Below are 25,267 nucleotides of genomic sequence, written 5' to 3' on the forward strand. Positions count from 1 at the left end.
TGTAAATTGCCCGCGCCTGTCACGGCATCCCTGGCCGCTTGGCTGATGAGGGCTAGCTTAGACCAGCCACTAACCCACCTAGAAAGGAGCCCGGCGGCCCCGGCGTGACACTATGGACATCATTCGCATTATCATCGCTATTCTATTGCCCCCTCTGGGGGTGTTCTTGCAGGAAGGTCTAGGAAAGCACTTCTGGATTAATATCATCCTAACGCTACTGGGCTACATCCCCGGGATCGTCCATGCGATCTATATCATTATCAAGAAGTGAGCGCGCCTAGCCTTGCGGCTCAGACAGAAAAGCGCGCCTCCGGTCAGAGGCGCGCTTTTGCGATTAGTCTGATAGCTTATCTTTGGCGTCGCCGACGCCCTTTTGCACCTTGCCTTCAGCCTGATCGGCCTGACCTTCGTGCTTGAGGTCGTCGTTGCCTGTGGCATCGCCAGCTTCTTCTTTCAGCTTGCCACCGATGTCTTTCGCCTTGCCTTTAGCTTGGTCGTCATTCGCCATGGTTGCTCTCCTCTATATGGGTAGAGGGACAACGTCAGAAAGCTGGCGGAGGTTCCGGGCCGGGTGCGGAAGTCGCGCGCGCGGCAGGGGCGGAGGGTGCGATTTGTTTGGTTTGGTACAAATGGTGCCCGGGGGCGGAATCGAACCACCGACACGAGGATTTTCAATCCACTGCTCTACCCCTGAGCTACCCGGGCACGGGTCACCTCTTTCGAGGTCGGGTGAGCGGGTTCTAGGACCTGTAGCGCGGGGTGTCCAGCCCCATTTTGCCCCGAAACCCACTTCTTTTCACGAAACGCAAATTATCCTGTCTTAATGGGGCTTTGCGGGGCGGTCTTGTGCTGCTTCGGCGGCTTCGATGGCTGCTTCAACGTCTTCAGGATCGCGCGAGGGGACGGCGTAGCTTCCGCTGAACCAGCGGCCCAGATCGATGTCGGCGCAGCGGCGCGAGCAGAAGGGGCGGTGTGCCTTGATGGTTTCGGCTTTGCAGATCGGGCAGCTCATTGCCCTGCCCCCGCAAGCACCTCCGCCAGCACCGGACGGGCGCGTTTACGCTGCAATTCGTAGTGACCCAAAGGCGTCCAACCGACCAGCGTCGTGTCCACGTCATCGGCGCGGAAGGCCGCTCGCAGCGCGCTTTCGAAGGTGCGGCGGTCTTTCTTGGGCATGGGGGCCAGATCGAGCGTGATCTGCCCGCCCAGCCCGCGCAGACGCAACGCGCGGGGCAGCGCCTTGGCGCAGGCCATATTGGCTTTCACCCCAGCCGCGAGCGAGGCGTCACTGCCCGTGTTCACATCCACGGCCACCAACGCGCGGGTCGGCTCGACAAAGATCGACGCCCCGCCACCAAGCGACACTTGGGAGGAGGACACGCGGTCAAGCTCTTCCAATACCCCATGATCGGCAAAGCCCCCGGCTTCGGTCACCACCTCGGCGGGCGCGGTCCAATCGCGCCATGCGAGCAGATGCGGCCCATCGCCTTCGCTCAGCACCTCCATCTCCTGCGCGTCGTCATTGGCCACAGTATCCGCAAGCGCCAACATATTCGCGATATCCTCGGCAATATCCTCGCCATCGGCCCCGGCGCAGGAGGACCGCAGAATCAGACCCAGATCAGCACCGCCTGCGGCCTCATGAGCGATTTCAAGCAGCCGGTCACGTTCTTCTTCGTCCTTGATAGAGCGCGAGATGTTCAGCCCCGGCGCATCTGGCGTCACGATGGCGAAGCGCGATTTGAACAGAAGCTTATTGGTCACCGGAATCGCCTTGCCCGGCTCAGCATGGCCCGAGACCTGCACAAGGATCGTCTGGCCGGGAGCCAACCCTTTGATCTGACGCAGAAACGCTGCCCCATCGGGGGTCTTTAGGAACATCCCCCTGCCCCTTTACCGGGCGGTCGGCAATCGCGCGATATACTGTGCCAACGCGCGGCGCGTCGCTGTCGACCAGAAAATCGTCCAGCTTGCCATCCACCATGAGTGCTGCAGCTTCAACATCGCCAAGATGGTCAAGAATGATCGTACGGCCCTTCATGCGGCACCTCCGTCAAATGGGTAGCCTGCCGCTTGCAGCAGGTTCGCAGCCTCGGCCAATGGCAGGCCGACGATTGCGGTGAATGAGCCGCTGATCCATGGGATCAGCGCGCCGGCGGGGCCTTGGATGCCATATCCACCCGCCTTGCCGCGCCAATCGCCGGTGGCAAGGTAGCGGCGATCTCAGGCTCGGATAAAGATTTCATCTTCACGTTGCTTTGCACATCGCGCTGCCAAAGCTTGTCGCCCCGCTTCACGGCAACGGCAGTGACCACCCTATGCCGACGGCCCGACATCAACCGCAGGAAAGCTTCGGCTTCAGCCTCATCCTCGGGCTTGCCGAGGATGCGCCGCCCGAGCGCCACAGTGGTGTCCGCGCAGAGCACGATGTCATCCGCCCCAGCGGGCACAGCCGCCACCTTTTCACGCGCCATGCGGGCGCAATAGGGGCGCGGTAGTTCGACCTTATGGGGTGTCTCGTCAATGTCGGGGTCGCGGATGGCATCGGGGACCACGCCGATCTGGGCCAAAAGCTCCAACCGGCGCGGTGATCCTGATCCGAGAATGAACTGCATCTTATGGGCCTCTTTGCCTGAGGCCGGCAGCCCGGTCGGGGCCGCGCACGGCCCCGCCTGCGCCGCGCAACGCGCGAACGCGGTGCCGCTTACTTGAAGCGATAGTTGATCCGACCTTTGGTCAAATCATAGGGTGTCATTTCCACCTGAACTTTGTCGCCAGCCAGAACACGGATGCGGTTTTTCCGCATCTTGCCTGCCGTATGCGCGATGATCTCATGGCCGTTTTCCAGCTCGACCCGAAACGTCGCGTTAGGCAGGAGTTCCTTCACGACACCGGGAAATTCGAGCGTATCTTCCTTGGCCATGGTCTCTCCTTGAGCACAAAACCCTCCAATTTGAGGGCGCAGGCTTAAATGGGCGCATTTTTGCGCTTTTTCAAGGGGATTCAGCGCAAAGCGACGTTTATCGCCTTTCCGTCACGGCCAATCTGATCTTGCCAGTCTCTTCGGTTGAGTACGATGCCATCTGCGCGCACCTCTCCGACCTGCGCCAAATCGGCTTCGGCCACGGTCCAGCCGGGGGCATTAACCTCTCGCACCCCCAAAATGCCCGTCGGCGGGAAGCCGCGATCCGGCGGGCAGAAAATCCCCCCGCGCCAAAAGACTGCCCCAAAGCCTCGGACCAATCCGCCGCGCCCACCACCGAAGACATCGCCGTGATGCACTGATTCTCCAACGCGCGGGCCATGGATCCGATGCGCACCCGCCAATAGCCCGCCAGCGTTTCGGTGACACTGGGCACGCAGATCACATCGCAATCGCTCAGCGCCCGGCCCAGCAGGGGAAACTCACTGTCATAACAGATCAAAATCCCGATCTTGCCAATCGCGGTCTCGAAAACCTGAAGCGCATTGCCTCCGATCACGCCCCACTCTTCACGCTCGAAACGGGTCATGATCTGCTTGTCCTGCACCCCCACCTGCCCCGTAGGCGTGATCAGCCGCGCGCGGTTGACCGGACGGCTCTCGGTCGCCGCGGGGCCAGAGCCTGCTACGATATGCACATTGTGCTCGGTGGCGAGCTTCACGTGCAGCCGGTCGGCTTCCTCAAGCTTGTCCGAGACCGAGAAAAGCGAGCGCTCCAGATCGGCGGCCACTTCGGCCCCATCCAGCGTGGCCAATTCCATCGCGGCATATTCGGGAAAAACCAGCAGTTCCGCCCCCTGCACCGCGGCCTCGGCGACCCAATGGGCCAGTTTGTCTTCGTACTGCGCCCATGAGGTCAAAACATCGAGCGGATAGGCAGCTGTGGCGATTTTCATTCGGAGAGGCTCCTGAGGGCTGTTTGCCCGCAGTCTGCGCAGCTTTGGCGGCGGCTTCAAGGGGGCGGCCCGTGGGCCCGAAGCGCCTCCCGTCGCTTTCCCGAAATCAACAGATATGCTGCCACTTCGATGGGCAAATGCTTGACCTGAGCCGCCCATGGTTTCACAAGATCCGAAAGAGTTGGGACCACATGCTGAACAAAGGCATCACCCTTCGGGGCATCGAAGTGTTTGAGGCGCTCGCGCGCAGCGGATCGGTGGCGCAGGCAGCAGAGGCCACGGGGCTCAGCCAGCCCGCCGTCAGCCAGCAGATGCGCAACCTCGAAGCCGCCATCGGGGCGGAACTGGTCGATCACACCCGCCGCCCCATGCGATTGACCCAAGCCGGGCAGATGTTTCTGCGCCGGGCCGAACAGGCGCTCAGCGAATTGCGCCAAGCGCAGAGCGAAGTCACGGTGATGGATCTGGCCCATCTGGAGGCGCTGAACCTCGGTGTGATTGATGATTTCGACGATGACCTGACCCCGCGCCTTGCCACAATCCTTGGCGACAGCCTGACCGGGTGCCGCTTTCGCATGATCACCGCAGGCAGCAACGAACTGGCCCAGGCGCTCCGCGATCAAAGCCTGCATATGGCGCTTTCGGCGCAGATCGACGGACCGATTGACGGGGTTTTGGAATACCCGCTGGCCCGCGACCCCTTCATCCTCGTTACCCCTGCGGGCGCGCCCTATGCCCCCGAGGCCCTGCTGCGCGGCAGCACCGACCTACCCTTTTTGCGCTACGCCGCCGACCAGTTGATCGCGCGACAGATCGAGGCACATCTTACCGCTCAGGGCCACAACCTGCGCGCACGGTTCGAGATCGGCAGCCATCTGGCACTAATGGCCATGGTGGCACGGGGCATTGGCTGGGCGATAACGACGCCCTTGGGCTACATGCGCGCCGCCCGTTTCCACGACCGGCTGGCCGCGCATCCCCTGCCCGCCCCCTGAACACCCCGCTGCCCGCCCGGACGATTTCGCTCTTCGCCGGGGCCGAATGGTCTGGCCCGGTGCCGCGCGACATTGCCCAGACCATGCGGCAGTTGATGCAGACGCATATGATCGCCCCTGCCATCGCGCAGCTGCCGTGGTTGGCGGATGGGTTTCACCTGCTTGAAGCCGAAAACCCGATCGGAGAATAATAGCCCATGACCAAGATCGTGATCCTTACTGGCGCGGGCATTTCTGCCGAAAGCGGGCTTGAAACCTTCCGCGCCTCCGATGGCCTTTGGGCGCAGCACCGCGTCGAAGACGTGGCCACCCCCGAAGGCTTCGCCCGTAATCCAAAACTGGTGGTCGATTTCTACAACGCCCGCCGCGCACAGGCGGCCGAGGTGTCGCCCAACGCCGCACATCGCGCCCTCGCCCGGCTAGAGGCCGAGCTTGACGGCGAGGTGGTCGTCATCACCCAGAATGTCGATGATCTGCACGAACAGGGCGGCTCGCGACAGGTGATGCACATGCATGGCGCCCTCAAAGGCGCGCTCTGCGCCGCCTGCGATTACCGCTGGCCTGCGCCCATGGTCATGGCACCGGGGGATCCCTGCCCCGCCTGCAACGCCCCCGCCGCGCGGCCCGATATCGTCTGGTTTGGCGAGATGCCCTATGAGATGGACGCACTTTTTGATCATCTGGCCGAGGCGGATGTCTTTGCCGCGATTGGCACCTCCGGCAACGTCTACCCCGCCGCCGGCTTCGTCGCCGAGGCCCGCCGCGCCGGGGCGCATACGATTGAATTCAATCTCGAACGCTCTGCCGTGGGCAATCAGTTCGCGGAGCATCGCATCGGGCCAGCCAGCCAGACGGTCCCCGAATGGGTGGCAGAGGTTTTGGCGGCGCGCCGCTAAGTTACGGCGCGCCAGATAGTCTCAGCGCGGTTCGCTGCGCAGACCCTTGTAGACCGTATAGCACATCACCAGCATCAAGATTGCAAAGGGCACACCCGTCGCCGTGACCCCGGCCTGCAGGGCCGAGAGCCCGCCGCCGATCAACAGCACGATGGCGATCAACCCTTCGACGATGCACCAAAAGATACGCTGCGGGACCGGCGCGTCGATTTTGCCCCCGCGGTGATCGTATCGACAACCAGCGACCCCGAATCCGACGAGGTAACAAAGAACACCAGCGCCAAGAGAATCGCGATGGTCGAGGCAACCTTGGTGAAAGGCAGTTCATTCAACATCCCGAAAAGCGACAGTTCCGGCGAATAGCTGTCGATCACATTGGCCTTCACCAACGATGTTTCGGGGCTGGTCAGGATTTGATCAATCGCAATACCGCCAAAGACGCCCATCCAGATAAAGATGATGAGGGAGGGGATCAGCAGCACGCAGATGATAAACTCCCGCACCGTGCGCCCGCGTGAGACCCGGGCGATGAACATGCCCACGAAAGGGGCCCAAGATACCCACCACGCCCAATAGAACGCCGTCCACCCTTCGCGGTAGCCGTCGTCATCGCGGCCAAAGGGGTTGGAAAGCGGAATGATCTCTTGCGTATAGGCCACCAAGCCGGTCCAAAAGCCATCAAGCCCCACCAACGTTGGGCCCACGAACAGCACAAAGAGGAAGAACAGGACCGCCACGATCATGTTCACCTCCGACAGGATCTTTACCCCGCCGTCCAACCCGCGCCAGACCGACACCAGTGCCACGGCAGTGACCAAAAGGATGATGACCACCTGCACGTTGGTCGAAATTTCAAGCCCGAAGGCAAAGTTGAACCCCGCGTTGGCCTGCTGCGCGCCCAAGCCAAGCGATGTGGCAAGACCAAAAAGCGTCGCGAAAACCGCCAAGATATCAATGATATGCCCCGGCCAGCCCCAGACACGATCACCCAGAAGCGGATAGAAACAGGACCGGATCGAGAATGGCAGCCCCTTGTTATAGGTAAACAGGGCCAAGGCCAGCGCCATGATCGCATAGACCGCCCAGCCATGCAGCCCCCAGTGGTAAAAGGTCGCCGCGAGCCCCATGGCGCGGGCGGCCTCGACATTCTCAGGTATGATCGACCCATCTTCGGCAATCGGCAGGGGCACCCCCAAGGGGCCAGAGACGTTCATATGATACACCGGCTCAAGCACGCCAAAGAACAAAAGCCCGATGCCCATGCCCGCGGCGAAAAGCATGGCGAACCAAGCAAGGTAGGAATACTCTGGCACGGCCTCTTTCCCGCCAAGCCTGACTTTGGAGATGGGCAAGAAAATCAGCACGATACAAAAGATAACGAAGATGTTCACGATGATCATGAACAGCCAGTCCAGCTTGGTGGTGGCGAAATCCCGAACAGCAAGGAAGACCACCCCGGCTTGATCCGGGAAAAGCATCGTCAGCAGCACAAAGGCCACTGCCGTCAGGCCGGACACCATGAAGACCGGGTTGTGGATGTCAAAGCCCAGCGGGCCCAATGTCCCGTCGATGTTGTCTTGGCCAACCTCGAAATCAGTCTCGATCTCATTCGTGTCGGCGGGCGTGCCCGAGGGCGGGCTAGAGTTTGGCGTGCCGGGGGTGGGGTCAGTCATGAAATCTCCGATCTTGATGCACGGTCTGAGCCCCGCTTGGCAGGTAGCATGGCCAGAACAACAAATGTCAGAGGATCAATTAGGGCGCATTTCCAAGGTTTCCCGAATAAAAACATACCCCTGCGCAACAAAACCGCCAATGGCAGCGCGGGGTGCCATCCTGATAGCCGGGAAACCCTTAAGAAAGACCTAAGCCCAAAACGAAAAAGGCCCCGATCCTTTCGGATCGAGGCCCCAATCTGGTCTGTGGTAAGCCTTAGCTCAGCACATCGGCGGTCGCGCTGGTTTTCGCGATGGCCTTTTTGATTTTCAACGCATTGTCGGACAGTTCAACGTCCTTGGCTTTCGCCAGGAACTTGTCCAGACCACCGCGGTGGTCGACGCTGCGCAGGGCTGCGGCAGAGATGCGCAGCTTGAACGCGCGGCCCAGTGCTTCGGACTGCAACGACACGTCGTTGAGGTTCGGCAAGAACCGACGGCGTGTACGGTTGTTAGCGTGGCTTACGTTGTTGCCCGTCATCGGGCCTTTTCCGGTCAATTCGCAACGGCGCGACATGGGTTCATCCTTTTGCTGTTGTGTCCTTCCAGCGATCCGGAAAAACACATAACGTGGGGGCCGCGCAGAGCCGACCCTGAATTGGTTCGCTGGCTTTAAGGGGAATCGCGGTAGCCGTCAACCCGAAGCGCGGGACTTGGGCATATTTCCTGCGCAACGCCCGGCCCCGTCAACTGCGCCCCCGCTGACCCGCCTTTGCTACGCTGGTTTTTGCCGCCCACGCCAGAGTTTCCTTTGCATCCCCCGGCGGATTTGCGATGCAGACACATGACCATACAGATGCGCGCTCTTTTCGTTCACCTTTTCACTGCCACCGGTGCGGTGCTGGCAATGCTTGCCATGCTCGCCGCCGTGGAAGAGAAATGGGACCTGATGTTCCTTTGGCTGGTGATCGCCTTCTTCGTCGATGGTATCGACGGCCCGCTGGCGCGCAAATACGATGTGAAGACCAACGCCCCCGAATTCGATGGTGTCTTGATGGACCTCATCATCGACTATCTCACTTATGTCTTCATCCCGGCCTTCGCGCTGTTCACCTCGGGCCTGATGGATGGCTGGAGCGGTTGGGCGATGATCATTATAATCACCTTTGCCAGTGTCATGTATTTTTCCGACACCCGAATGAAAACAAAGGACAATTCCTTTAAAGGTTTTCCCGGCTGCTGGAACATGTTGGTGCTGGTGCTCTTTGCGTTGCAGCCCGAATGGTGGATCAGCCTGATTGTTGTAACGATCCTTGCCGCAGCGATGTTTCTGCCGATCAAATTCGTGCACCCCGTCCGGACCGAGCGTTGGCGCCCCGTGACGCTGCCCATGGCGCTGGCATGGACCTTCTTCGCGGGCTGGTCGGCTTGGGTGAACTTTCACCCCGAAAGCTGGGCCCATTGGGGTCTGGTGATCACCTCGATCTACCTGATCTGTGCTGGTGCTGCGCAGCAGTTGATCCCCCTCGCCGAAGACTGAGCCTGCCTCGCGGGGTTAAATCAGCAGCCCCGCCGCGCCCTCATGGCGCAGCAATGCGACCTTGGTTTCAACCCCGCCCGCCCCGCTAAAGCCGGTCAGACCCTTCGCCCCCATCACTCGGTGGCATGGGATAATGACCGGGATCGGATTGCCGCCACAGGCCCCGCCGACCGCTTGCGCAGGCACGCCGAGGTCGCGGGCAATCTCTCCGTAGGTGCGGGTGTGGCCAAAGGGAATCGCAAGAATCGCGGTGCAGACCGCACGCTGGAAATCGCTCCCCATAACGCGCAACGGTAGGTCAAAGCTTTGACGCTCGCCTGTCGCGTATTCCTTGAGTTGGCGCAGCGCGGCATCAAGCAGATCCGAGCGATCCTGCCGCGCTGCCTGCCCCCACCCAAGCGCCGTGATCGCTCCGTCCTCTTCGGTCAGGGTCAGATCGCCGAAGGGCGTGGAGAGGAGGCTTGTTTCATCGCGCCACTCTGCGCCAGAAATCACATGTGCGAAAGAGCGCTAAGGGCATCGCCCTCCCTAGGGGACGTTGCTACCTTTCCGGCGGGCATGGGCGTCCAAGAGGCGCTGAAGGTGCGATCTGTGGAAACGCTGCAAAATTGCCCTCCAGCGGGTGTGCCACCGGGCAGGACATATGATCAGGGTCGCGCAAAGAAAAACGGGCGACAGATAAACCGCCGCCCGCCATTTTCAGTTCTAATGCTGGCTCAGGCGTCCGCCAAAGCCTCACGCACCGCCTCATCACAGCGCCCGCAAACGCCGGGATACTCATGGGTGCCGACATCCGGCAGCACCTTCCAGCAACGCTCGCATTTCTCGCCTTCGGCCTTTTCGAACACCACGGCGACGCCCTGCGCCTCGGGCATGCGGAAAGCCTCAGCCGGGGCCTCGTCGCCGGTTACGGTGATGTCCGAGGTAATCGCCACATCTTCGAAAGACACGCTCTCCAATGCGTCGCGCTGCGCCTCATCGGCCACATGCACCACGGGGGCTGCTTCGAGCGAGGCACCGATCACCTTCTCGGTCCGCTGCACCTCCAGCGCCGCCGTCACCACACGGCGCGCGGCACGGACCTTGGCCCATTTCGCGGCCAGTTCCGGGTTCAGCCATGCCTCGGGCGTTTCGGGCATATCCACCAGATGCACCGAAGATGCGTCACCGGGGAAGCGCTCGAGCCAGACTTCTTCCATGGTGAAGACCAATACCGGCGCCAGCCATGTCGTCAAACGGTGGAACAGGATATCCAGCACCGAGCGCGCGGCGCGGCGGCGCAGGGTATCGCCATCGCAATAAAGCGCGTCCTTGCGGATATCGAAATAGAAGGCCGAGAGATCGACCGTGGCAAAGGTAAACACCGCCTGGAACACACCTTGGAAGTCAAAGCGCGCAAAGCCGTCGCGCACCACCTTGTCGAGTTCCGCCACCCGGTGCAGCACCCACCGCTCTAGCTCCGGCATATCTGCCGGATCAACCCGGTCCGCCTCGCTGAAATCATTCAACGCGCCGAGCATATAGCGCATGGTGTTGCGCAAGCGGCGATAGCTGTCGGCCACGCCTTTGAGGATCTCATCCCCGATCCGCTGGTCGGCGGTGTAATCGGTCTGCGCCACCCAAAGCCGCAGAATATCGGCGCCATATTGCTGGACGATCTTCTCGGGCACGATGGTGTTGCCGATGGATTTGGACATCTTCATGCCCTTCGCGTCCAGCGTGAAACCGTGCGTCACCACGTTGCGGTAAGGCGCGCGGCCCGTGGTGCCCACAGACTGCAACAGCGAGGAGTGGAACCACCCGCGGTGCTGGTCGGTGCCTTCCATATAAACGTCAGCGATGCCGTCCTCGGTCCCGTCTTCACGGTCGCGCAGGGTGAAGGCATGGGTCGAGCCGCTGTCAAACCAAACGTCGAGGATGTCGGTCACCTGATCGAACTCTGCCGGATCGACGATGTTCTCAAGGAAGCGTTCTTTCGCGCCTTCCGCATACCACGCATCCGCGCCTTCGGCCTCGAAGGCCTCAACGATACGCTGATTGACCTCAGGATTGCGCAGCAGGAAATTTTCATCCGTTGGGGCGACACCCTTGCGCACGAAACAGGTTAGCGGCACGCCCCAAGCACGTTGGCGGCTCAGCACCCAGTCAGGCCGCGCCTCCATCATCGAATGCAGGCGGTTACGGCCCGATTTCGGCGTCCAGTTGACGTTGTCGATCTCGGTCAGCGCGCGCTCACGGATGGTTTTGCCATGCGTATCCAGCCCGTCGCCGACAACCTTGTCGATCGCGGCAAACCACTGCGGCGTGTTGCGGTAGATCACCGGCGCCTTGGAGCGCCAGCTGTGCGGGTAGCTGTGCTTGATCTTGCCACGCGCCAGCAGCCCGCCGACCTCAACCAGCTTGTCGATGATCGCGCTGTTGGCGTTGCCCTCTTTGCCGTTCGGCTTGAGGATTGCCTTGCCGCCAAAGAACGGCAGATCATCGCGGAAACGCCCGTCTTCCATGACGTTATAAGTGATGACCTGCGGCAGCATGCCCAGATCGCGGTAAAGCTCGTATTCCTCAAGACCGTGCGACGGCGCGCAGTGCACGAAGCCAGTCCCCTCGTCCGAAGTCACAAAATCGGCGGCACGGAAATCTCGCGGATCATCCCACTCGCCCTCCGCCCCTTCGGCGCCGGCCAGCGGGTGCAAAAGCGAAATCTTGGCCAATTCGTCATTCTCGACACCGCGCACACGGTTCCACATACCGTCTTCCAGACGGGCGCGGGCAAATACATCCGCCGCCAGATCATCGGCCAGCAGGAAACGCTCGCCCACATTGGCCCAGCATTCGTCCGGTGTGCTGGTCACTTCGTAAAGGCCATAGGAAATGCCCTCGCCGTACACCACGGCCTTGTTCGAGGGCATGGTCCAAGGCGTCGTGGTCCAGATCACCACCTGCGCGCCGTCCAGATCGCCTTCTGTGCCGACGACCTTGAACTTCACCCAAACAGTGTGGCTTTCCTTGTCGTGATACTCGACCTCAGCTTCGGCCAGCGCGGTCTTTTCGACCGGCGACCACATCACGGGCTTCGAGCCTTGATAAAGCGTGCCGTTCATCAGGAACTTCATGAATTCCTCGGCGATGACACGCTCGGCATGGAAATCCATGGTCAGATAGGGGTTTTCCCAATTGCCGGTGATGCCCAGACGCTTGAATTCCTCGCGCTGCACGTCGACCCAACCGCGGGCGAACTCGCGACATTCGGCGCGGAATTCATTAATCGGCACCTGATCCTTGTCGCGGCCCTTCTTGCGGTACTGCTCTTCGATCTTCCATTCGATCGGCAGGCCGTGGCAGTCCCAGCCAGGGATGTAGCGCGCGTCATAGCCCATCATCTGATGGCTGCGCACAATCATGTCCTTGATCGTCTTGTTCAACGCGTGACCGATGTGCAAATGCCCGTTGGCATAGGGAGGGCCGTCATGCAGCGTGAAGGGCTGACGCCCCTCTTTCTCGCGCAGGCGGTCATAGACGCCGATCTTTTCCCACCGCTCCAACCAGCCGGGCTCGCGCTTGGGCAATCCGGCGCGCATGGGGAAATCGGTCTTGGGCAGGTTCAGCGTGGCTTTGTAGTCGGGGGTCTCGGCGCACATGGGGAGCGTCCTTTAGGCATATGGGGGTTATTCAATCTCGGTCGGTGCGAATGGCTCAAGCACCTCGGCCCGGCGTCTCAATTGCTCAGAGCGCCGGGGATATAATTCGAATAATGATCGCGGTGAGGCGTGTCATAGGGGCGCTTATAAACAGCCCCCCTGCCCCGACAAGCCCCGGAAGAAGCGCAACAATCCGTGCTGAAAATCCTGCCACATGCGCCGCCCGCCAAACTTAACATTTTTTATGATCCCCGGCCTTCCCTTGAATTTTTCGGCAAAAACAGCATCATAAGCCTTTCGATAAAAGATATAGCCCGCGGACCCTGCATTTAAGGACCCGCGTCATTTTCATTGGGCGAAAGACTTACGTGTGACGATCAAAGACTCCTTTTACAACGATATGTCGGTCAAGCCCTGTGGCATGGTGGACCATCTAGACGGTGCGCAATGGGCTAGGCTTGCGCCGCTGTTGACCCAGCACAAGCAATTTACGCCGGGCGCCGTGATCAGCCGCAGGGGTGATTTCTTAGATTATAGCCTGCTGCTGCTGGATGGGCTCATCGCCCGCAGCGTGCCCCGCGGGCAGCGCGCGCGGAGCACGTTCGTCGCCCTGCAGTTCCCCGGAGAGTTTGTCGATCTGCATGCCTTCCCGCTCAAACGGCTAGACCATGACGTCATTTCGCTGACCGATACGCGGGTCGCCATGATCGCGCATGAGCCGCTGCGCGAATTGCTGAATGGCGATGTCGAAATGGCCCGGAACCTCTGGCTCATGACTTTGGTCGATGCCTCCATCCACCGCCATTGGGTGATGCGCAACAGCGCCATGCGCGCGCTCGCCCGGGTCGCGAATTTCCTGAGCGAGTTTGATGCCCGCATGTCCGCCGCCTACGGTATGGAGCGTCAAAGCCTGCCCTTCGACCTGCGCCAGACCGACATCGCCGATGCTACCGGCCTCACCTCGGTGCATGTCAGCCGGACATTGCGCGAATTGCGCGAACACGGCTGCTGTGCCGTAACGGGCGGCAAACTGCTGATCCATGACCGCGCGGGGCTGCATAAGGTCGGCCAGTTCGAGCCTGCCTACCTCTATATGCCGCAGTCCGAAGCGGCCCTTTAACCTGCCTCTGCCAGAGGCCGATCCGCACCCTCCACATGCAGGGCGATCGCCGGATATGTTCTGTGCGGCACGGCCACGTCGCCCTGCGCTAGGGCCGCGTGATAAAGCCGCTCGAACTTTGTCACCATCGCCTGCGCATCAAACAGCCGCGCCACACGGGCGCGCGGCACCTCGGCGGGGATCGCGAGCGCCTGTCGCAGTGCCTCAGCCAAGGCCACGGGGCTGTCATCCACAGCAATAACGCCCGCCTCGCCCAACACTTCTTCAACCGCCCCATGCGGCGTCGCGGCCACTGGCAGGCCCGTCGCCATCGCCTCTACCGCCGCGAGGCCAAAGGGTTCCTCCCACTGCGGGGTAAACAGCGCCACCGACGCCCTGCCATAGGCCTGCCCAAGGGCTTGTGTATTCAAATGCCCAACATAGGCCACATCGTCATAAAGATGCGGTCTTACCATATCGTTAAAGTAGTCCTGATGCTCCACCACGCCGTAGATGCGCAGCGGCACCCCGGCGATCTGCGCCGCCTCTGCCGCCAGATGGGTGCCCTTGGTCGGGGTAATGCGCCCGGCCCAGACAGCGCTTCCGTCGCCCGGCCCGCCTTGGGGCCATTCGGATAGGTCGATCCCGTTGTGCACCACATGCGCCGTTTTCGGCGCGCCCTCGGGCCACCAGATGCCGCGCTGCCGAGCCGACACGACAGAGGACAGATGCCATGGCGCCGCCCCATCCATCAGCGCGCCGCGCAGCACTTTGAAGGGCGGAATATGCAATGAAGTGACCATCGGCAGACGTTCTGCCCGCGAGAGCCGCGGCAGGTAGCGGTGCAGTGCGTTGTTGTGCACCACGTCAAAGCGCCCCTCCAGCAGCAGTCGCGCGGCGCGGGCGTAGCAGGCATCGAGGTGGTCGTTCAGCGCATCGGTGCCGTGAAACTCATGCCACGGATAGCGCGCGTCGTAATGCGCCTCGCAAATCGGCAGCAGTTTGACACCCGGCGGCAAACCCGTTGCACTATCGCCACTGGCCAACAGGGTCACGTCATGGCCCCGCTCGGCAAGCATACGGGCGAGGCTATGGGTAAAAGCCTCCATCCCGCCCTTGAACGGCGGGGCGATGGGGTGCCGAATATGGCCGACGATGGCGATGCGCAGGGTCATTCCGCCGCGATCCGCTCTTCGCCCCGCAGATAGCGGAGCACACGCGCGGTATTGGCATAGGGCTGGTCTGACTGCTGCTCACAAAGCGCAAAGTCATCTGCATCCGGTTCGCGCAGCTGCACCAGCGCATCGCCATCAGCCCCCACCAAACCCATCAGGCGAAAAGCGGTGAGCCAGTGGTTCATGGTACGGTGGCCCCATTTGTCGGCAAAGATCTCGGTATTGCGCAGGATCGATGGGATGTGGTGGATCGGCGGCATGCAATGCGGGTGATGCTGGTGAAAGACCTTCGCCCCCTTTGCCCAGTGAATCGGCACGCCGCGTTCGTCCAATTCGCGGCCAAAATCGGTATCCTCGCCCCCGTAGCCGGTGAAACGTTCGTCAAACCCGCCGGAGCGGTCCCAATCCGCGCGGTGAATGGCAAAGTTCAGCGACCAGAAGCAGCGGTAATCGTTGCAGCGCTTCAGCCCTTCTGCGGGCGGTCCTTGGCGGTCGGAATGGCGCACGGCCACGGCTTTGAGCGTGTCATAGCTCCATCCCTCGGTCGCCGTGCCCGCGGGGAGGTAATTGACCTCGCCCATGATCAGCCCGTTGCCCGGCACCGCATAGCCCATATAGTCGGCGATCAACTCTGGGGCCGGAATGCAATCCACGTCGAGAAAGACAAGGCAATCGCCCATGGCCTCTGCCGCGACGGTATTGCGCGCGCGTGACAGCGGCAGTTCGCGGCCCGTGACCTGCACCTGCCGGATCGGGAAATCGGTCTGTGGCAGATCGTCATAAAGCCTGTCTTGCATGACCCCGATCACCAGTTCATCCGGCTGCCGGGTCTGACGGGTCAGGCCAAGGATCACATTGCGCAGATGCGCCGCCCGCCCCCGCGCAAGCGTCAGCGCGCTGACTGTGGTGTTTTCAGGCACGGATGGGGTGAACGATGTCATGTAAATCTCCGGTTTCATTGGATGTTTCGGATAGCAACTGATCGGTCAGGCCGGTCAGCCAACGGGTGGTCTTAGCCGCGGCATCTTCGTCGACCAAAGCGCGTTGCAGGGCCGGGTCATGGGTATGGAACGTGCGTTGGATCGCCGCGCGCCATGCCCCGGCAGAGGACGGGAAATGCGGCAGATGATGCGCCGCCCCCGCGCGGTGCAGCGCCGCAGCCTTTTCGATCTGTTCATCGAAATAGCGCCACTCCGGCACGGCCAGCCACGGCGTCTCGGCGGCGAGGATCTGATGACAGGTGGTATTGCCTGTCGAGGCCACGACCATATCCGCCGCTGCCAGATAATCCGCCGCGTTATCGACCCAACCGTGATGGTGCAGGTTCGCAGGTTCGGTCGCATGCCAATCCTGCGCCATCCGACCGATGGTGACAAATGCCGTCTCAGGCAGCGCCCGCGCCGCGATGCCAAAGGGCGCCGAGGCAAATCCGGTGCCGCCCCCGCCTGACATGACAACCACCATGCGCTGATCCGGCGCGATGCCAAGCTGGTCGCGCAACATCGCGCGCCGCGCCGGATCGGGTCGTTTTACGTCGACCCCCAAACCCCCGGCAAAATGCGTCTTTCCCATATGCCGCGCGGGCCAATCAGGCTGCGCCAGCGCCTTTGCAGCGGGGCAAAGTAAGCCAACCGCCCCGTCATAGGCCGCCTGATGCCCCGGATCGCTGCGCTGGCCGTGTTGCAACACTTTCACATGCGGCACCGAACAAATCCGTGCCAGTTGGGCCACCTCCGCCGAGACATCGCTGATCATCAGCACCGGGTTGGCGCTGGCAAACCAAGAGGCCAGTTGCGCCATGGCCTGCCGAATGCCCGGCCAGCCGAGCGGCGCGCAATGCACCGTGTCCGGCGCGCTGGTGGTATCGTTGATGTCTTCGTATCCTGTGGGCTCAAAGAGCGACGGCAGGGCAATAAGCTCAACCTGCCGGGTGAAGGCGGGAAAGATATCGGGCTTGGCACAAAAGACAGTCACCGGCTGGCTTTTCGGCAGCGCGTTGACCACCGCGGCGCAGCGTTCCGCATGGCCCCGGCCCTGATGGTGGACGAAGTAACCGATGGGCCGCGTCATTGCGCCACCATCTTGACTGGCGGCTCCATCGCGTTGAGGGCGAAACCAAAGGTCTCAAGCCCTTCCAAGACCCCCGCCGCATGGGCCGCGCGGGCATGGTAGAGCCGCCTGCCGCTCAGACGTTCGCGCAGCCCGTCCATCGCATTGCCGACCAAAATGCCCCGGCCCGGCCCATCCTCCACGGCCTGCAACATATCGAAATCATTGCCACTGTCCCCGGCCACCACGACCCGGTCCATCGGCATGCCCAACCGCCGCGCCGCGGCACAGACCGCAGGGCCCTTGCCCGCGGCCAAGGGCAGAACATCAATCAATCGCCCATGGGAGGCTACGATCTGCGCCGCCGCCCCGCGCCGCGCCAGATGCCGCTCCAACCGGCGTGCGATGCGCATGTCGCCAAACCCGCTGAGCTTCCAGCGCCGCTGCTCAACCCGCGCTTGCCAGTTGAAGCCAAATTCCTTCAGCGCCCGTTCCACCCAGGCACGGTCCCAGCCCGCATCAAGCTTCTGAGCAAAACGCTCGTCCAGACAGAGCCGCCCTTCTGCATCGGGCAGATAAACTTCGGTCCCCACGGAGGTGATGAACACACCCGGGCTGGGCAGGTTCCACTCGCGCAGCACCCGGCGGGCTTCTGGCAGGCTGCGGCCCGTGGCCACCGCAAATACAGGGCGGTCGCGGGCGATCCATGCTTTGAACAAAGCGGCGGAAGGCGCGCAGCCGGTTAGCGTGTTGTCGATATCGCTGGCCAACATGACCGGCGCCTCTGTGAGCGGTGTAGGGTGGCAGATATCCTCACAGATAAACTGCACCTCCTCGGCCCATTTCGACCAGTCGTAGCGCCCGACATTGGCGCGCCCAGCTTCCGATGCTTCCGCCCAAAACGCAGGCTCGTCCAAAAGCTTCAACAGCGCCGCCTCTATCGCCTCCACATCGCGGGGGGCACACAGATGCCATGGCCAAGGTCCGCCACGATATCGGCAGGCCCGCCCTCTTGCGTCGCCACCACCGGCAACCCATGAGAGGCCGCCTCCAACATGGTCAGGCCAAAGGGTTCATGCAGCGCGAGGTTCACGAAAACCCCGCCCGTTTGCGCCGCGCGGTCATAAAGTGCGGCCACATCGCCCTGCGTATGACTGGGCGGCAATGCCACCTTGCCCCGCAACGCTGGCACCTCCAGCGTCTCGCGCAGGCGGGTCAGTTCCGCGCGGGCCTCTGCATTCGCCTGCAGCGCATCGCCGTGCTGCCCTGCGAGGATCACAAGGTTCGCCCGCGCCTGTAGCGCAGGGCTGTCCGCATAGACCCGCGCCAAGGTTGCAAGGTTCTTGCGGGCCACGGGGCGCGCCACGGCCAGCAGCGTAGGGCGGTCGGGATCGCTCAGCCTATCCGCCAGCAAGGCGCGGCCCGCCCCGGCCTCTGCCGGGCGGCGCAGCGACACACCCGGAGAGACACGGTGCACCCGCGCCTGCGCATCCGCCCCATAGGCGGCGACCTGCACCTCTGCCTCATCGCGCGAAGACAGCACCACCGCATCCGCCTCTAGCAGCGCGCGCCGTTCCGCCGCGACCCGGTCGGTATCTACTGCAGGCCCCGATTTGCTCAGCGCCAGCGAATGCGGGGTATAGATCACCGGGATGCCGAACCGCGCGCGCGCCTCCAGTGCCAATTGCGCCGCATCGGCAAAATGCGCGTGGATCACATCCGGCAACCGCTGCGTCTGCGCCAAATCCTCTAGAAAAGCATCCACCAGTGCGGGAATTTCCGCGGCAAGGTTTTCTTTGCTCAGATACCCCCGCTGCGCGGTCCAAAGCCGCCGGATCGACAGGCTGCGGCTGACCTGTTGTTCGGTCTGCGCGTGAACCGCCCCGAGCGTCGGCTCATCGAAAGCACGGGTCACGATCTGCACCAAATCCACATCACCCCGTGCCGCCTGCGCGCGGGCGGCCCCCAAGATATAGGCGATGTGACCGCCGGTATCTTCGGTCACGCCATAGTTGACAGACGGCGCCGTGAGGCACCCCCGAGGGCAATGTGGCAAATGAACATGAATGGGTCTCCTTATGGAGAGGTGACCCCCCTCGCGCCCTCTCCGTTCCGATAACAAATGTTAATGCATACATTTCTCGACGGCGGGCATGGCGGTCCTAGCTTCTAGCCACTGTACCCTGCCCAGCCCCAATCAGAGCCCGCCAATGCCTTCCCAGATCCCTCCGCGCTATCTGTTCATCGGCGGGCTGCACCGCTCTGGCACGTCGTTGGTCAATCGGCTGGCCAATGCCCTGCCCGGCGCGGGCGGCATCACCGGATCGGCAGCGCCCGAGAATGAAGGCGTCTATCTGCAAGGGGCCATCCCCCATACGGCGCAATCCGGGCGGCCCATGCATTTCGCCACCAATCCACAGGAACATCTGACCGAGGCCCACCCGCTCAACACTTTGGGGACAAAGACCCGGCTGACGCAGGACTGGGCGCCGTGGTTCGCCCCCGACCTGCGCTGGCGGGTTGAGAAATCGCCGGTGAACCTGACCCGCATGCGGTTGATGCAGCACCTCTTTCCGATGTCGCAATTCATCGTGGTCCTGCGCCACCCCGAAGCGGTCGCGGCCTCCGTCGCCGCATGGGTCGATGCCCCGCCACAGGCGTTGATCGATCACTGGATCGCGGCTCAAGCGCAGATGTTGGGCGACCTGCCCTATCTTCATGCGGTGATGGTGCTGCGCTACGAGGACATCGTCGCCGACGCCCCCGCGCCCTGCGCCGGATCGCGCGTTTCATCGACCTTTCCGAAGCGGCGCTGCCCGAAGGCATCGCGGATGGCAACCAAAGCTATACCGGGGTCCCGCAGATGACGGCGGAACAGGCGGAGGAAGCCGCGCGGTGGGGCTATGCCCCCGGGTTGCAGGTCTCACCTTGGCCCGGCCTGATCCAACACCCGCTGCGCGCCGTGCGGGAGGCGGTCGCAGCGGCCTGATCCGTTAGCCGTTGCCAAACACCCCGGTCAGCGCGCGTTTGACGATGCCCCGCACGCCGGGGCGTTTTTCGCGGGCAAAGGGCAGTGGGCGGCAGACCTCGATCGCGGCCACGCCCACGCGCGCGGTCAGCGCGCCGTTCACCAGCCCTTCGCCAAAACGTCGGCTCAGCTTGGCCACGATGGAGCCCCCAAAAGCGGCTCAATCAGGTCGTCGCCCACCGCCACGGCCCCGGTGGCGACCAGATGCGACAGCACTGCGCGGGTCAGCCGCCACGAGCCGAAAAAGCCCGAACGCCCGCCATAGATCTCGGCAATGCGGCGGATCATCCGCAGGTTGCTGCTGAGCGCCGCGGCCACATCAGCCAGCGCCAAGGGGACCAGCGCGGTGACGGCGGCGACCTGCCGGGCGGCGGCCTCGACCTCGCGGGTGGCGGCGCGGTCCAGTGGGGCTAGAACCTCGCTCTCGGCCAGCCCTAGCAGCGCCTCGGCATCGAATTGATCGCCGCGCAGTTCGGTCAGCCGGTCGCGGCCCCAGCGGGTGTCTTCACGGTGTTTGTAAAGCGTTTCCAGCCGATCCGTCACGCTGCGTGCGGCGGCCAAATCCCCCTGTGCCAGCGCCTCGCCCGCGTCATGGCGCAGCCCGTCCAGCCGCGCCAGCCGTCCAAAGGCCGCCATTTCACGCAGGGACAGCAGCAGTAGCACCAGCAAGAACGCCCCAATCAGCAGCGTCATCGCCCAGCCCAGCAGCGGGTAGCGCGCCATCAGGTCGATCACGAAGGTCCAAGCCGCGATCGACACCAGCGCCGTCACCAGCGCCCCGGCCAGCGCCCAGAACATCCGCACCAGCCGCGAGGGTTTGCGCGCGGCGAGCCGTGCGGCGATCTGCATCGCTTGGCCCTTGGGCGGCGGCGCTTCCACGTCCAACTCTGGCACAGCAGGCGCGTCGGCGACCGAGGGCTGGGGCTTGGCGTCTTCTTCTAGGTCGAACAGGATCGGTCCCCGGGCCATCAAGCGGCCTCCCTTTGCCAGTGCAATGTTAGATCGGGCAGCCCTTCGTCATTGGCGCTGCCATCGCCGCGTGCGGTTTCGGCAAACCCGTGGTGGCGGTAAAAAGCGATGGCCTCTGCATTGGCCTGAAATGTCCAGCAAGTCAGTGCCTTATGGCGCGTCTTTAACCTTTTCAACAAGGCCGAGCCAATGCCCCGTCCCCGCGCCGCCTGCGACACATAAAGCGCATCCAACTCGCCGCCCTCACAGGCCGCGAAACCGGCGATCCGGCCTGACTGCTCGGCCACCGTGACCCAGCCGCGGGCGATCATTGCGTCAGCGTGGGCAATATCCTCAGCCGCCGTATGAATGCGCGGCAACCATTTGGTATCACGGGCAAAATCGCTCATGATGCCGCCCACCGCGCCAGCGTCGAGGGGTTGCGCGAGGCGCAGGGTGGCGGGGCGGGTCAGCACCGCGGTCATAGCCGGTCCCCGATCAGAAATTCAGCCGCGCGGTCGAGCCGAATATGGGGCGGGCCGTCGCCGGGGCGCAGGTCCAACACCGCCGGCGCAAAACGCATGATCTGGTAATCCGCGCCCAGCCATTCCTGCGCGCCCTGCCGGGCGGGGGTCAGCAAATGCGCCGGGTCTTCGGGCAACTCTCCGGGGTAGAATGCCGCCTGCCGCCCGCGTGTTTCATCGTCGTTCAAAAGCGTGCCGCGCACCACGTCGAGCGGCTCTCCACCATGGGTCATCACGTCTTCGGTCGTGGCGCGCAGGCTGGCGATGGCCATCGCCCGCGTGCCCGCGCCTGCGTATTGCGCCCGGTCCCGCGCGTCACGGATCAGCGCCTGCATGATGCCGCTCAACCGTGGGTGCTGGCTGTGGTGCAGGTGGTCGGCCTTGGTGGCCGCAAACAGGATTTTCTCAACCCGCTTGCCGCGCAGCAGGCTGGTCAGGAAGTTGTTTGTCCCCGGACGGAAGGCGCCCAGAATATCGGCCATCGCGCCGCGCAGGTCTTCGACCGCCCGCGGCCCTTGGTGGATCGCGCCAAGCGCGTCGACCAGCACCACCTGCCTGTCGATCCTAGAAAAATGATCCCGGAAGAAGGGCTGCACCACCTGTTTCTTATAGGCCTCGAACCGCCGCGCCATTTCGCGGATCAGCGACTTACGCGGTGCCCCGTCTGAGCCCGGCAGCGGCGCGAAGGTCAACACCGGTGAGCCTGCAAGGTCACCGGGCAGCAGAAACCGCCCCGGCGTACAGTCGGAATAGCCATTGGCGCGGGCGGTTTGTAGATAATCGGCAAAGCTGTCGGCAAGCCTGCGGGCGGTGGTTTCTTCCAACTCGGCATGGGGGTCGTTCTGCTCGGACAACGCGCGGTAGCCCGCCGCCTCCTCACGCGAGGCGATACGCTCAATCACCTGTGCCGACCATTCAGCGTAGGAGACATCCATCAGCGCCAGATCAAGCAGCCATTCGCCGGGGTAATCCACGATATCCAGATGCAGCGTGCGCGGCCCTTGCAGCCCCGCCAGCAGCCCATTGGGCCGCACCTTAAGCGACAGCCGCAGTTCCGAAATCGCCCGCGTGCTTTCCGGCCAATGCGGCGTCTTGCCGGTCAGCGCGGCGAGGTGGTTCTCATAGTCAAAACGCGGCACGGTATCGTCGGGCTGTGGCTGCAAAAACGCCGCCTCTATCCGCCCTTCGGAGGCCGCCAACAGCCCCGGCATCCGCCCCCGGTCCAGCAGGTTCGCCACCAGCGAGGTGATGAAAACCGTCTTGCCCGAGCGCGCAAGACCCGTGACCCCAAGCCGGATTACCGGCTCGAAAAACGTCTCTCCCACCGTGTCGGTGACATTCTCAAACTGCCGCCAAATGCCGTCGGCAATGCCTGTGATACCCAAAGCTGCGCCCGTCCCCTTGCCTTTGCCGTTAACATAGGGTCGGCAGCCGGGGATTGCCAGAAGCGCCCGCCCGCGCTAAGGCCCCGTCCATGCCCAGATATGCCTTGAAAATCGAATACCACGGTGCGCCCTTCAATGGGTGGCAACGTCAGGTTGACCAACCCACGGTACAAGGCGCGATCGAGGCCGCCTTGGCCAAGTTGGAGCCGGGCGCGCATACCATCGCCGCCGCCGGGCGCACCGATACCGGCGTGCATGGGCTGGCGCAGGTCGCCCATTGCGACATGGCCCGCGACTGGCGGCCCTTTCGTCTGGGCGAAGCGCTGAATTATCATCTGAAACCGCAGCCCATTGCGATCACCGATTGCGTGCTGGCCCCCGAAAATTTTCACGCCCGTTTCTCGGCGCTTGAGCGACGCTATCATTTCCGCATCCTCAGTCGGCGTGCCCCGGCGGTGCATCAGGCGGGGCTGGTTTGGCAGATCAAACATGGCTTGGATGTAGAGGCGATGCAGGCGGCGGCGGATCTTTTGGTGGGTAAACATGATTTCACCACCTTCCGCTCAACCGTCTGTCAGGCGGAAAGCCCGGTGAAAACACTAGACCGCTTGCAGGTCTCTCAGGTCGAGACCATGGCCGGGACGGAATATCATTTCGACGTGCGCGCGCGGTCTTTCCTGCACAATCAGGTGCGCAGCTTCGTCGGCTCGCTGGAGCGTGTCGGCGCGGGCTCTTGGAGCGTGGCGGATATGGGGACGGCGCTTGCGGCAAAGGACCGTGCGGCCTGTGGGCCGGTCTGCCCGCCGCAGGGGCTTTATCTGGCGCATGTGAGCTATCCGGTGGACCCGTTTGCCAAAGCCTAACGAGGTCCATCGCCTCCCCGCGGGGTGGCGATGCTACGCTAATTTCACGCCACTTTATGGCGCAACCATGGGTGGGCTTTTCGTCGTGTTCCGCCCGTTGCTAAATCGCCTCCCCGACCGGGCGGGCAGGCGATGGTCCGGCGCCTTCGGCTTGTTTCCGGACCCGTAAGCACCCTTACGGCAAAGGCGTCCACGTCCCGTGGAACTTGCCCTCTTCGCTTATCCGCTCGAACCCATGCGCGCCGAAGAAATCGCGCTGAGCTTGGATCATATTGGCCGTGCCGCGCGCCCGGCGCATGCTATCATACCACGCGAGCGCCGCCGACAGCGCAGGCAGCGCCACGCCGAGCAGCGCGCCCGCCGCCACCACACGCCGCAACGCGGGAACGCTCTCTTCCAGCCGTTTGCGCATGGCGGGGGCAAGGATCAGATGCCCGCCCGGCAACTCACCCCGGAAGGCGTCGGCAAACTCGTCCAACAGCGCCGAGCGGATGATGCAGCCCGCCCGCCAAATCTCGGAAATCCGCGCCATGTCGAGGGACCAGTCGAACTCCTCCGAGGCCGCAGAAAGAATGCGAAAGCCCTGCGCGTGGCCGATGATCCGCCCCGCCAAAAGCGCCATTTCCAGATCGTCCACCTCAGGCAGTGGCGCGTCTTGCACGCCTTCGGCCAGCAACGGTTCGGCCATCTCGCGCACGGCCTTTTCGCTCGACCAGCCACGCGCGCCGACGGCGGCTTCGATGGTATTGGCCGATTGCCCCATCTTGAGCGCTTCGATCAAGGTCCAGCGCCCGGTGCCCTTCTGCCCCGCCTGATCGCGGATCACGTCGACCATCGGCGTGCCGCTTTGGGCATCGACCGACAAAAGCGCGGCTGCCGACACTTCGATCAGATAGGAATTCAGCGGCCCCTTGCGCCAGTCGGCGAAAAGGTTGCCGATCTCCACCGCGCCCTGCCCGCCTGCATCCCGCAGCAGGCCGTAGACTTCGGCGATCATCTGCATGTCGGCATATTCGATACCGTTATGCACCGTCTTGACGAAATGCCCCGCCCCGTCGGGGCCCAAATGCGCCACGCAGGGGAGCCTTCGAAATGGGCGGCAATCGTCTCGGCCATCGGTTTGAACTGGGTCCACGAATGTTCGCTGCCGCCCACCATCATCGACGGGCCATTGCGCGCCCCGGCCTCTCCGCCCGACACGCCCATGCCGACGAAATGCAGACCGGTGCCGTCCAATGCGGCACTGCGGCGGCGGGTGTCGTGGAAATCGGCGTTGCCGCCGTCGATCAAGGTGTCGCCCTCATCCAGCAACGGTTTGATCGTCTCGATCATCGCATCGACCGGTGCGCCAGAGGGGATCATGAACAAGATGCTGCGCGGGCGGGCGATGGCGGCGACGAAATCTTCCAGTCGCTGGGTCCCGATCAGGCGCTCGGCCAGCGGGCCGGCTTCGTCAAGGAAAGGCGCGATCCACTCTGCCTCACGATTGCTCACCGCCACGGTAAAGCCGTTGTCGGCCAAGTTCAGCGCCAGAGCAGAGCCCATGGTGCCCAGCCCGTATACCCCGATATCGGCGCCTGCCCCCGTGCCGCGCCCC

General features: G+C 63.0%; 20 protein-coding genes, 1 tRNA gene and 7 pseudogenes. 8 read left to right on the forward strand and 20 right to left on the reverse strand.

All coding sequences use genetic code 11. The annotated features are described in order from the left end of the window. The first annotated feature begins 112 nt into the window (after window positions 1-112). Entirely contained in the window at window positions 113-271 is a 159-nt protein-coding gene (locus ACFQAU_RS01860) for a YqaE/Pmp3 family membrane protein (RefSeq protein ID WP_120350618.1), read from the forward strand. 63 nt (window positions 272-334) lie between these two features. Here the strand turns inward: ACFQAU_RS01860 and ACFQAU_RS01865 are convergent, their stop codons facing one another. From ACFQAU_RS01865 to ACFQAU_RS01895, 7 genes and pseudogenes are all read right to left on the reverse strand, one after another. Continuing rightward, the gene (locus tag ACFQAU_RS01865) at window positions 335-508 is read right to left on the reverse strand and encodes a CsbD family protein (RefSeq protein ID WP_082849461.1); all 174 of its coding nucleotides are present in this window, start codon (window positions 506-508) and stop codon (window positions 335-337) included. 122 nt (window positions 509-630) lie between these two features. Further along, window positions 631-705, reverse strand: a tRNA-Phe gene (locus tag ACFQAU_RS01870). A 115-nt stretch (window positions 706-820) separates the two neighbouring features. After that, complete coding sequence (locus ACFQAU_RS01875; protein ID WP_067625290.1) at window positions 821-1,012, reverse strand: DNA gyrase inhibitor YacG; 192 nt, start codon at window positions 1,010-1,012, stop codon at window positions 821-823. Continuing rightward, window positions 1,009-2,041 (reverse strand): annotated as a pseudogene (locus ACFQAU_RS01880) (ribonuclease E/G). Before ACFQAU_RS01880 ends, ACFQAU_RS01875 begins: the two are co-directional and overlap by 4 nt. Then, a pseudogene (locus tag ACFQAU_RS01885) lies at window positions 2,038-2,615 on the reverse strand (Maf family protein). Before ACFQAU_RS01885 ends, ACFQAU_RS01880 begins: the two co-directional pseudogenes overlap by 4 nt. Window positions 2,616-2,704: 89 nt before the next feature. Continuing rightward, on the reverse strand, window positions 2,705-2,923 hold the full coding sequence (gene infA, locus ACFQAU_RS01890) for a translation initiation factor IF-1 (protein WP_005978431.1): 219 nt from the start codon (window positions 2,921-2,923) through the stop codon (window positions 2,705-2,707). An 80-nt stretch (window positions 2,924-3,003) separates the two neighbouring features. Beyond that, window positions 3,004-3,878 (reverse strand): annotated as a pseudogene (locus ACFQAU_RS01895) (carbon-nitrogen hydrolase family protein). A 191-nt stretch (window positions 3,879-4,069) separates the two neighbouring features. Here ACFQAU_RS01895 and ACFQAU_RS01900 point away from each other — a divergent pair. Beyond that, window positions 4,070-5,064: pseudogene (locus ACFQAU_RS01900) on the forward strand (LysR family transcriptional regulator). Window positions 5,065-5,070: 6 nt separating this feature from the next. Continuing rightward, on the forward strand, window positions 5,071-5,769 hold the full coding sequence (locus tag ACFQAU_RS01905) for an NAD-dependent deacylase (protein ID WP_132445836.1): 699 nt from the start codon (window positions 5,071-5,073) through the stop codon (window positions 5,767-5,769). Between the two features lie 21 nt (window positions 5,770-5,790). On the opposite strand, the pseudogene ACFQAU_RS01910 reads toward ACFQAU_RS01905, so the two are convergent. Beyond that, window positions 5,791-7,442, reverse strand: a pseudogene (locus ACFQAU_RS01910) (BCCT family transporter). A 256-nt stretch (window positions 7,443-7,698) separates the two neighbouring features. Beyond that, the gene (gene rpmB / locus ACFQAU_RS01915; RefSeq protein WP_067625199.1) at window positions 7,699-7,998 is read right to left on the reverse strand and encodes a 50S ribosomal protein L28; all 300 of its coding nucleotides are present in this window, start codon (window positions 7,996-7,998) and stop codon (window positions 7,699-7,701) included. A 267-nt stretch (window positions 7,999-8,265) separates the two neighbouring features. Between rpmB and ACFQAU_RS01920 the strand changes: the two genes are divergently transcribed. Next, on the forward strand, window positions 8,266-8,961 hold the full coding sequence (locus ACFQAU_RS01920) for a CDP-alcohol phosphatidyltransferase family protein (protein WP_120350612.1): 696 nt from the start codon (window positions 8,266-8,268) through the stop codon (window positions 8,959-8,961). Window positions 8,962-8,976: 15 nt separating this feature from the next. Here the strand turns inward: ACFQAU_RS01920 and ACFQAU_RS01925 are convergent, their stop codons facing one another. Together ACFQAU_RS01925 and ileS are read right to left on the reverse strand one after the other, a co-directional pair. Then, window positions 8,977-9,456, reverse strand: coding sequence for a methylated-DNA--[protein]-cysteine S-methyltransferase (locus ACFQAU_RS01925; protein ID WP_386280139.1), 480 nt, complete (start codon window positions 9,454-9,456; stop codon window positions 8,977-8,979). Between the two features lie 221 nt (window positions 9,457-9,677). Further along, on the reverse strand, window positions 9,678-12,599 hold the full coding sequence (gene ileS / locus ACFQAU_RS01930) for an isoleucine--tRNA ligase (RefSeq protein ID WP_132445833.1): 2,922 nt from the start codon (window positions 12,597-12,599) through the stop codon (window positions 9,678-9,680). 370 nt (window positions 12,600-12,969) lie between these two features. On the opposite strand from ileS, the gene ACFQAU_RS01935 reads away from it, so the two are divergent. Continuing rightward, window positions 12,970-13,719 (forward strand): Crp/Fnr family transcriptional regulator, encoded by a 750-nt coding sequence (locus tag ACFQAU_RS01935; RefSeq protein WP_132445830.1) that lies wholly within the window; start codon window positions 12,970-12,972, stop codon window positions 13,717-13,719. Here the strand turns inward: ACFQAU_RS01935 and ACFQAU_RS01940 are convergent. The 5 genes from ACFQAU_RS01940 to ACFQAU_RS01960 are packed head-to-tail and all read right to left on the reverse strand — an operon-like array spanning window position 13,716 to window position 18,927. Next, window positions 13,716-14,873 carry a glycosyltransferase gene (locus ACFQAU_RS01940; protein WP_132445827.1) on the reverse strand — a complete coding sequence of 386 codons (1,158 nt, stop codon included), beginning with the start codon at window positions 14,871-14,873 and terminating at the stop codon, window positions 13,716-13,718. The two genes, ACFQAU_RS01935 and ACFQAU_RS01940, sit on opposite strands and share 4 nt — an antisense overlap. Continuing rightward, window positions 14,870-15,814, reverse strand: coding sequence for a glycosyltransferase family 2 protein (locus ACFQAU_RS01945; protein ID WP_132445824.1), 945 nt, complete (start codon window positions 15,812-15,814; stop codon window positions 14,870-14,872). The genes ACFQAU_RS01940 and ACFQAU_RS01945 overlap by 4 nt, the downstream gene beginning before the upstream one ends. Beyond that, a complete protein-coding gene (locus ACFQAU_RS01950; protein WP_132445821.1) occupies window positions 15,786-16,943 on the reverse strand; it encodes a glycosyltransferase in 1,158 nt (385 codons plus the stop codon). Before ACFQAU_RS01950 ends, ACFQAU_RS01945 begins: the two co-directional genes overlap by 29 nt. Beyond that, window positions 16,940-17,848 (reverse strand): HAD-IIB family hydrolase, encoded by a 909-nt coding sequence (locus ACFQAU_RS01955; RefSeq protein WP_386280148.1) that lies wholly within the window; start codon window positions 17,846-17,848, stop codon window positions 16,940-16,942. The genes ACFQAU_RS01950 and ACFQAU_RS01955 overlap by 4 nt, the downstream gene beginning before the upstream one ends. 11 nt (window positions 17,849-17,859) lie before the next feature. Continuing rightward, complete coding sequence (locus ACFQAU_RS01960; RefSeq protein WP_386280151.1) at window positions 17,860-18,927, reverse strand: glycosyltransferase; 1,068 nt, start codon at window positions 18,925-18,927, stop codon at window positions 17,860-17,862. A gap of 205 nt (window positions 18,928-19,132) precedes the next feature. Here ACFQAU_RS01960 and ACFQAU_RS01965 point away from each other — a divergent pair, with 205 nt between their 5' ends. Both ACFQAU_RS01965 and ACFQAU_RS01970 read left to right on the forward strand, forming a co-directional pair. Next, window positions 19,133-19,789 carry a sulfotransferase gene (locus tag ACFQAU_RS01965; protein WP_386280154.1) on the forward strand — a complete coding sequence of 219 codons (657 nt, stop codon included), beginning with the start codon at window positions 19,133-19,135 and terminating at the stop codon, window positions 19,787-19,789. Further along, window positions 19,786-19,911, forward strand: coding sequence for a hypothetical protein (locus tag ACFQAU_RS01970; protein WP_386280157.1), 126 nt, complete (start codon window positions 19,786-19,788; stop codon window positions 19,909-19,911). Before ACFQAU_RS01965 ends, ACFQAU_RS01970 begins: the two co-directional genes overlap by 4 nt. A gap of 4 nt (window positions 19,912-19,915) precedes the next feature. On the opposite strand, the pseudogene ACFQAU_RS01975 reads toward ACFQAU_RS01970, so the two are convergent. The 3 genes and pseudogenes from ACFQAU_RS01975 to ACFQAU_RS01985 all read right to left on the reverse strand — a co-directional run bounded on the left by ACFQAU_RS01975 (window position 19,916) and on the right by ACFQAU_RS01985 (window position 22,807). Then, a pseudogene (locus ACFQAU_RS01975) lies at window positions 19,916-20,919 on the reverse strand (YcjF family protein). Next, entirely contained in the window at window positions 20,919-21,383 is a 465-nt protein-coding gene (locus tag ACFQAU_RS01980) for a GNAT family N-acetyltransferase (protein ID WP_132445809.1), read from the reverse strand. Before ACFQAU_RS01980 ends, ACFQAU_RS01975 begins: the two are co-directional and overlap by 1 nt. Next, window positions 21,380-22,807 (reverse strand): YcjX family GTP-binding protein, encoded by a 1,428-nt coding sequence (locus ACFQAU_RS01985; protein ID WP_132445806.1) that lies wholly within the window; start codon window positions 22,805-22,807, stop codon window positions 21,380-21,382. The genes ACFQAU_RS01980 and ACFQAU_RS01985 overlap by 4 nt, the downstream gene beginning before the upstream one ends. A gap of 89 nt (window positions 22,808-22,896) precedes the next feature. On the opposite strand from ACFQAU_RS01985, the gene truA reads away from it, so the two are divergent. After that, window positions 22,897-23,670: a tRNA pseudouridine(38-40) synthase TruA gene (gene truA / locus ACFQAU_RS01990; RefSeq protein WP_132445803.1), complete on the forward strand. Its 774-nt coding sequence runs from the start codon at window positions 22,897-22,899 to the stop codon at window positions 23,668-23,670. A 175-nt stretch (window positions 23,671-23,845) separates the two neighbouring features. On the opposite strand, the pseudogene gndA reads toward truA, so the two are convergent. Further along, a pseudogene (gene gndA / locus ACFQAU_RS01995) lies at window positions 23,846-25,215 on the reverse strand (NADP-dependent phosphogluconate dehydrogenase). Window positions 25,216-25,267 lie beyond the last annotated feature (52 nt).

It is taken from the genome of Sulfitobacter profundi (genome assembly GCF_042661425.1).
Lineage (GTDB): Bacteria > Pseudomonadota > Alphaproteobacteria > Rhodobacterales > Rhodobacteraceae > Sulfitobacter > Sulfitobacter profundi.

Excerpts from the sequence above, each read along its gene's own strand:
- ACFQAU_RS01940 (WP_132445827.1), bottom strand. The coding sequence starts at position 14,873 with ATGACCCTGCGCATCGCCATCGTCGGCCATATTCGGCACCCCATCGCC.
- ACFQAU_RS01905 (WP_132445836.1), top strand. The coding sequence starts at position 5,071 with ATGACCAAGATCGTGATCCTTACTGGCGCGGGCATTTCTGCCGAAAGC.
- infA (WP_005978431.1), bottom strand. The coding sequence starts at position 2,923 with ATGGCCAAGGAAGATACGCTCGAATTTCCCGGTGTCGTGAAGGAACTC.
- ACFQAU_RS01970 (WP_386280157.1), top strand. The coding sequence starts at position 19,786 with ATGACGGCGGAACAGGCGGAGGAAGCCGCGCGGTGGGGCTATGCCCCC.
- ACFQAU_RS01875 (WP_067625290.1), bottom strand. The coding sequence starts at position 1,012 with ATGAGCTGCCCGATCTGCAAAGCCGAAACCATCAAGGCACACCGCCCC.
- ACFQAU_RS01965 (WP_386280154.1), top strand. The coding sequence starts at position 19,133 with ATGCCTTCCCAGATCCCTCCGCGCTATCTGTTCATCGGCGGGCTGCAC.
- ACFQAU_RS01980 (WP_132445809.1), bottom strand. The coding sequence starts at position 21,383 with ATGACCGCGGTGCTGACCCGCCCCGCCACCCTGCGCCTCGCGCAACCC.
- truA (WP_132445803.1), top strand. The coding sequence starts at position 22,897 with ATGCCCAGATATGCCTTGAAAATCGAATACCACGGTGCGCCCTTCAAT.
- ileS (WP_132445833.1), bottom strand. The coding sequence starts at position 12,599 with ATGTGCGCCGAGACCCCCGACTACAAAGCCACGCTGAACCTGCCCAAG.
- ACFQAU_RS01920 (WP_120350612.1), top strand. The coding sequence starts at position 8,266 with ATGACCATACAGATGCGCGCTCTTTTCGTTCACCTTTTCACTGCCACC.
- ACFQAU_RS01945 (WP_132445824.1), bottom strand. The coding sequence starts at position 15,814 with ATGACATCGTTCACCCCATCCGTGCCTGAAAACACCACAGTCAGCGCG.
- ACFQAU_RS01865 (WP_082849461.1), bottom strand. The coding sequence starts at position 508 with ATGGCGAATGACGACCAAGCTAAAGGCAAGGCGAAAGACATCGGTGGC.
- ACFQAU_RS01860 (WP_120350618.1), top strand. The coding sequence starts at position 113 with ATGGACATCATTCGCATTATCATCGCTATTCTATTGCCCCCTCTGGGG.
- rpmB (WP_067625199.1), bottom strand. The coding sequence starts at position 7,998 with ATGTCGCGCCGTTGCGAATTGACCGGAAAAGGCCCGATGACGGGCAAC.
- ACFQAU_RS01950 (WP_132445821.1), bottom strand. The coding sequence starts at position 16,943 with ATGACGCGGCCCATCGGTTACTTCGTCCACCATCAGGGCCGGGGCCAT.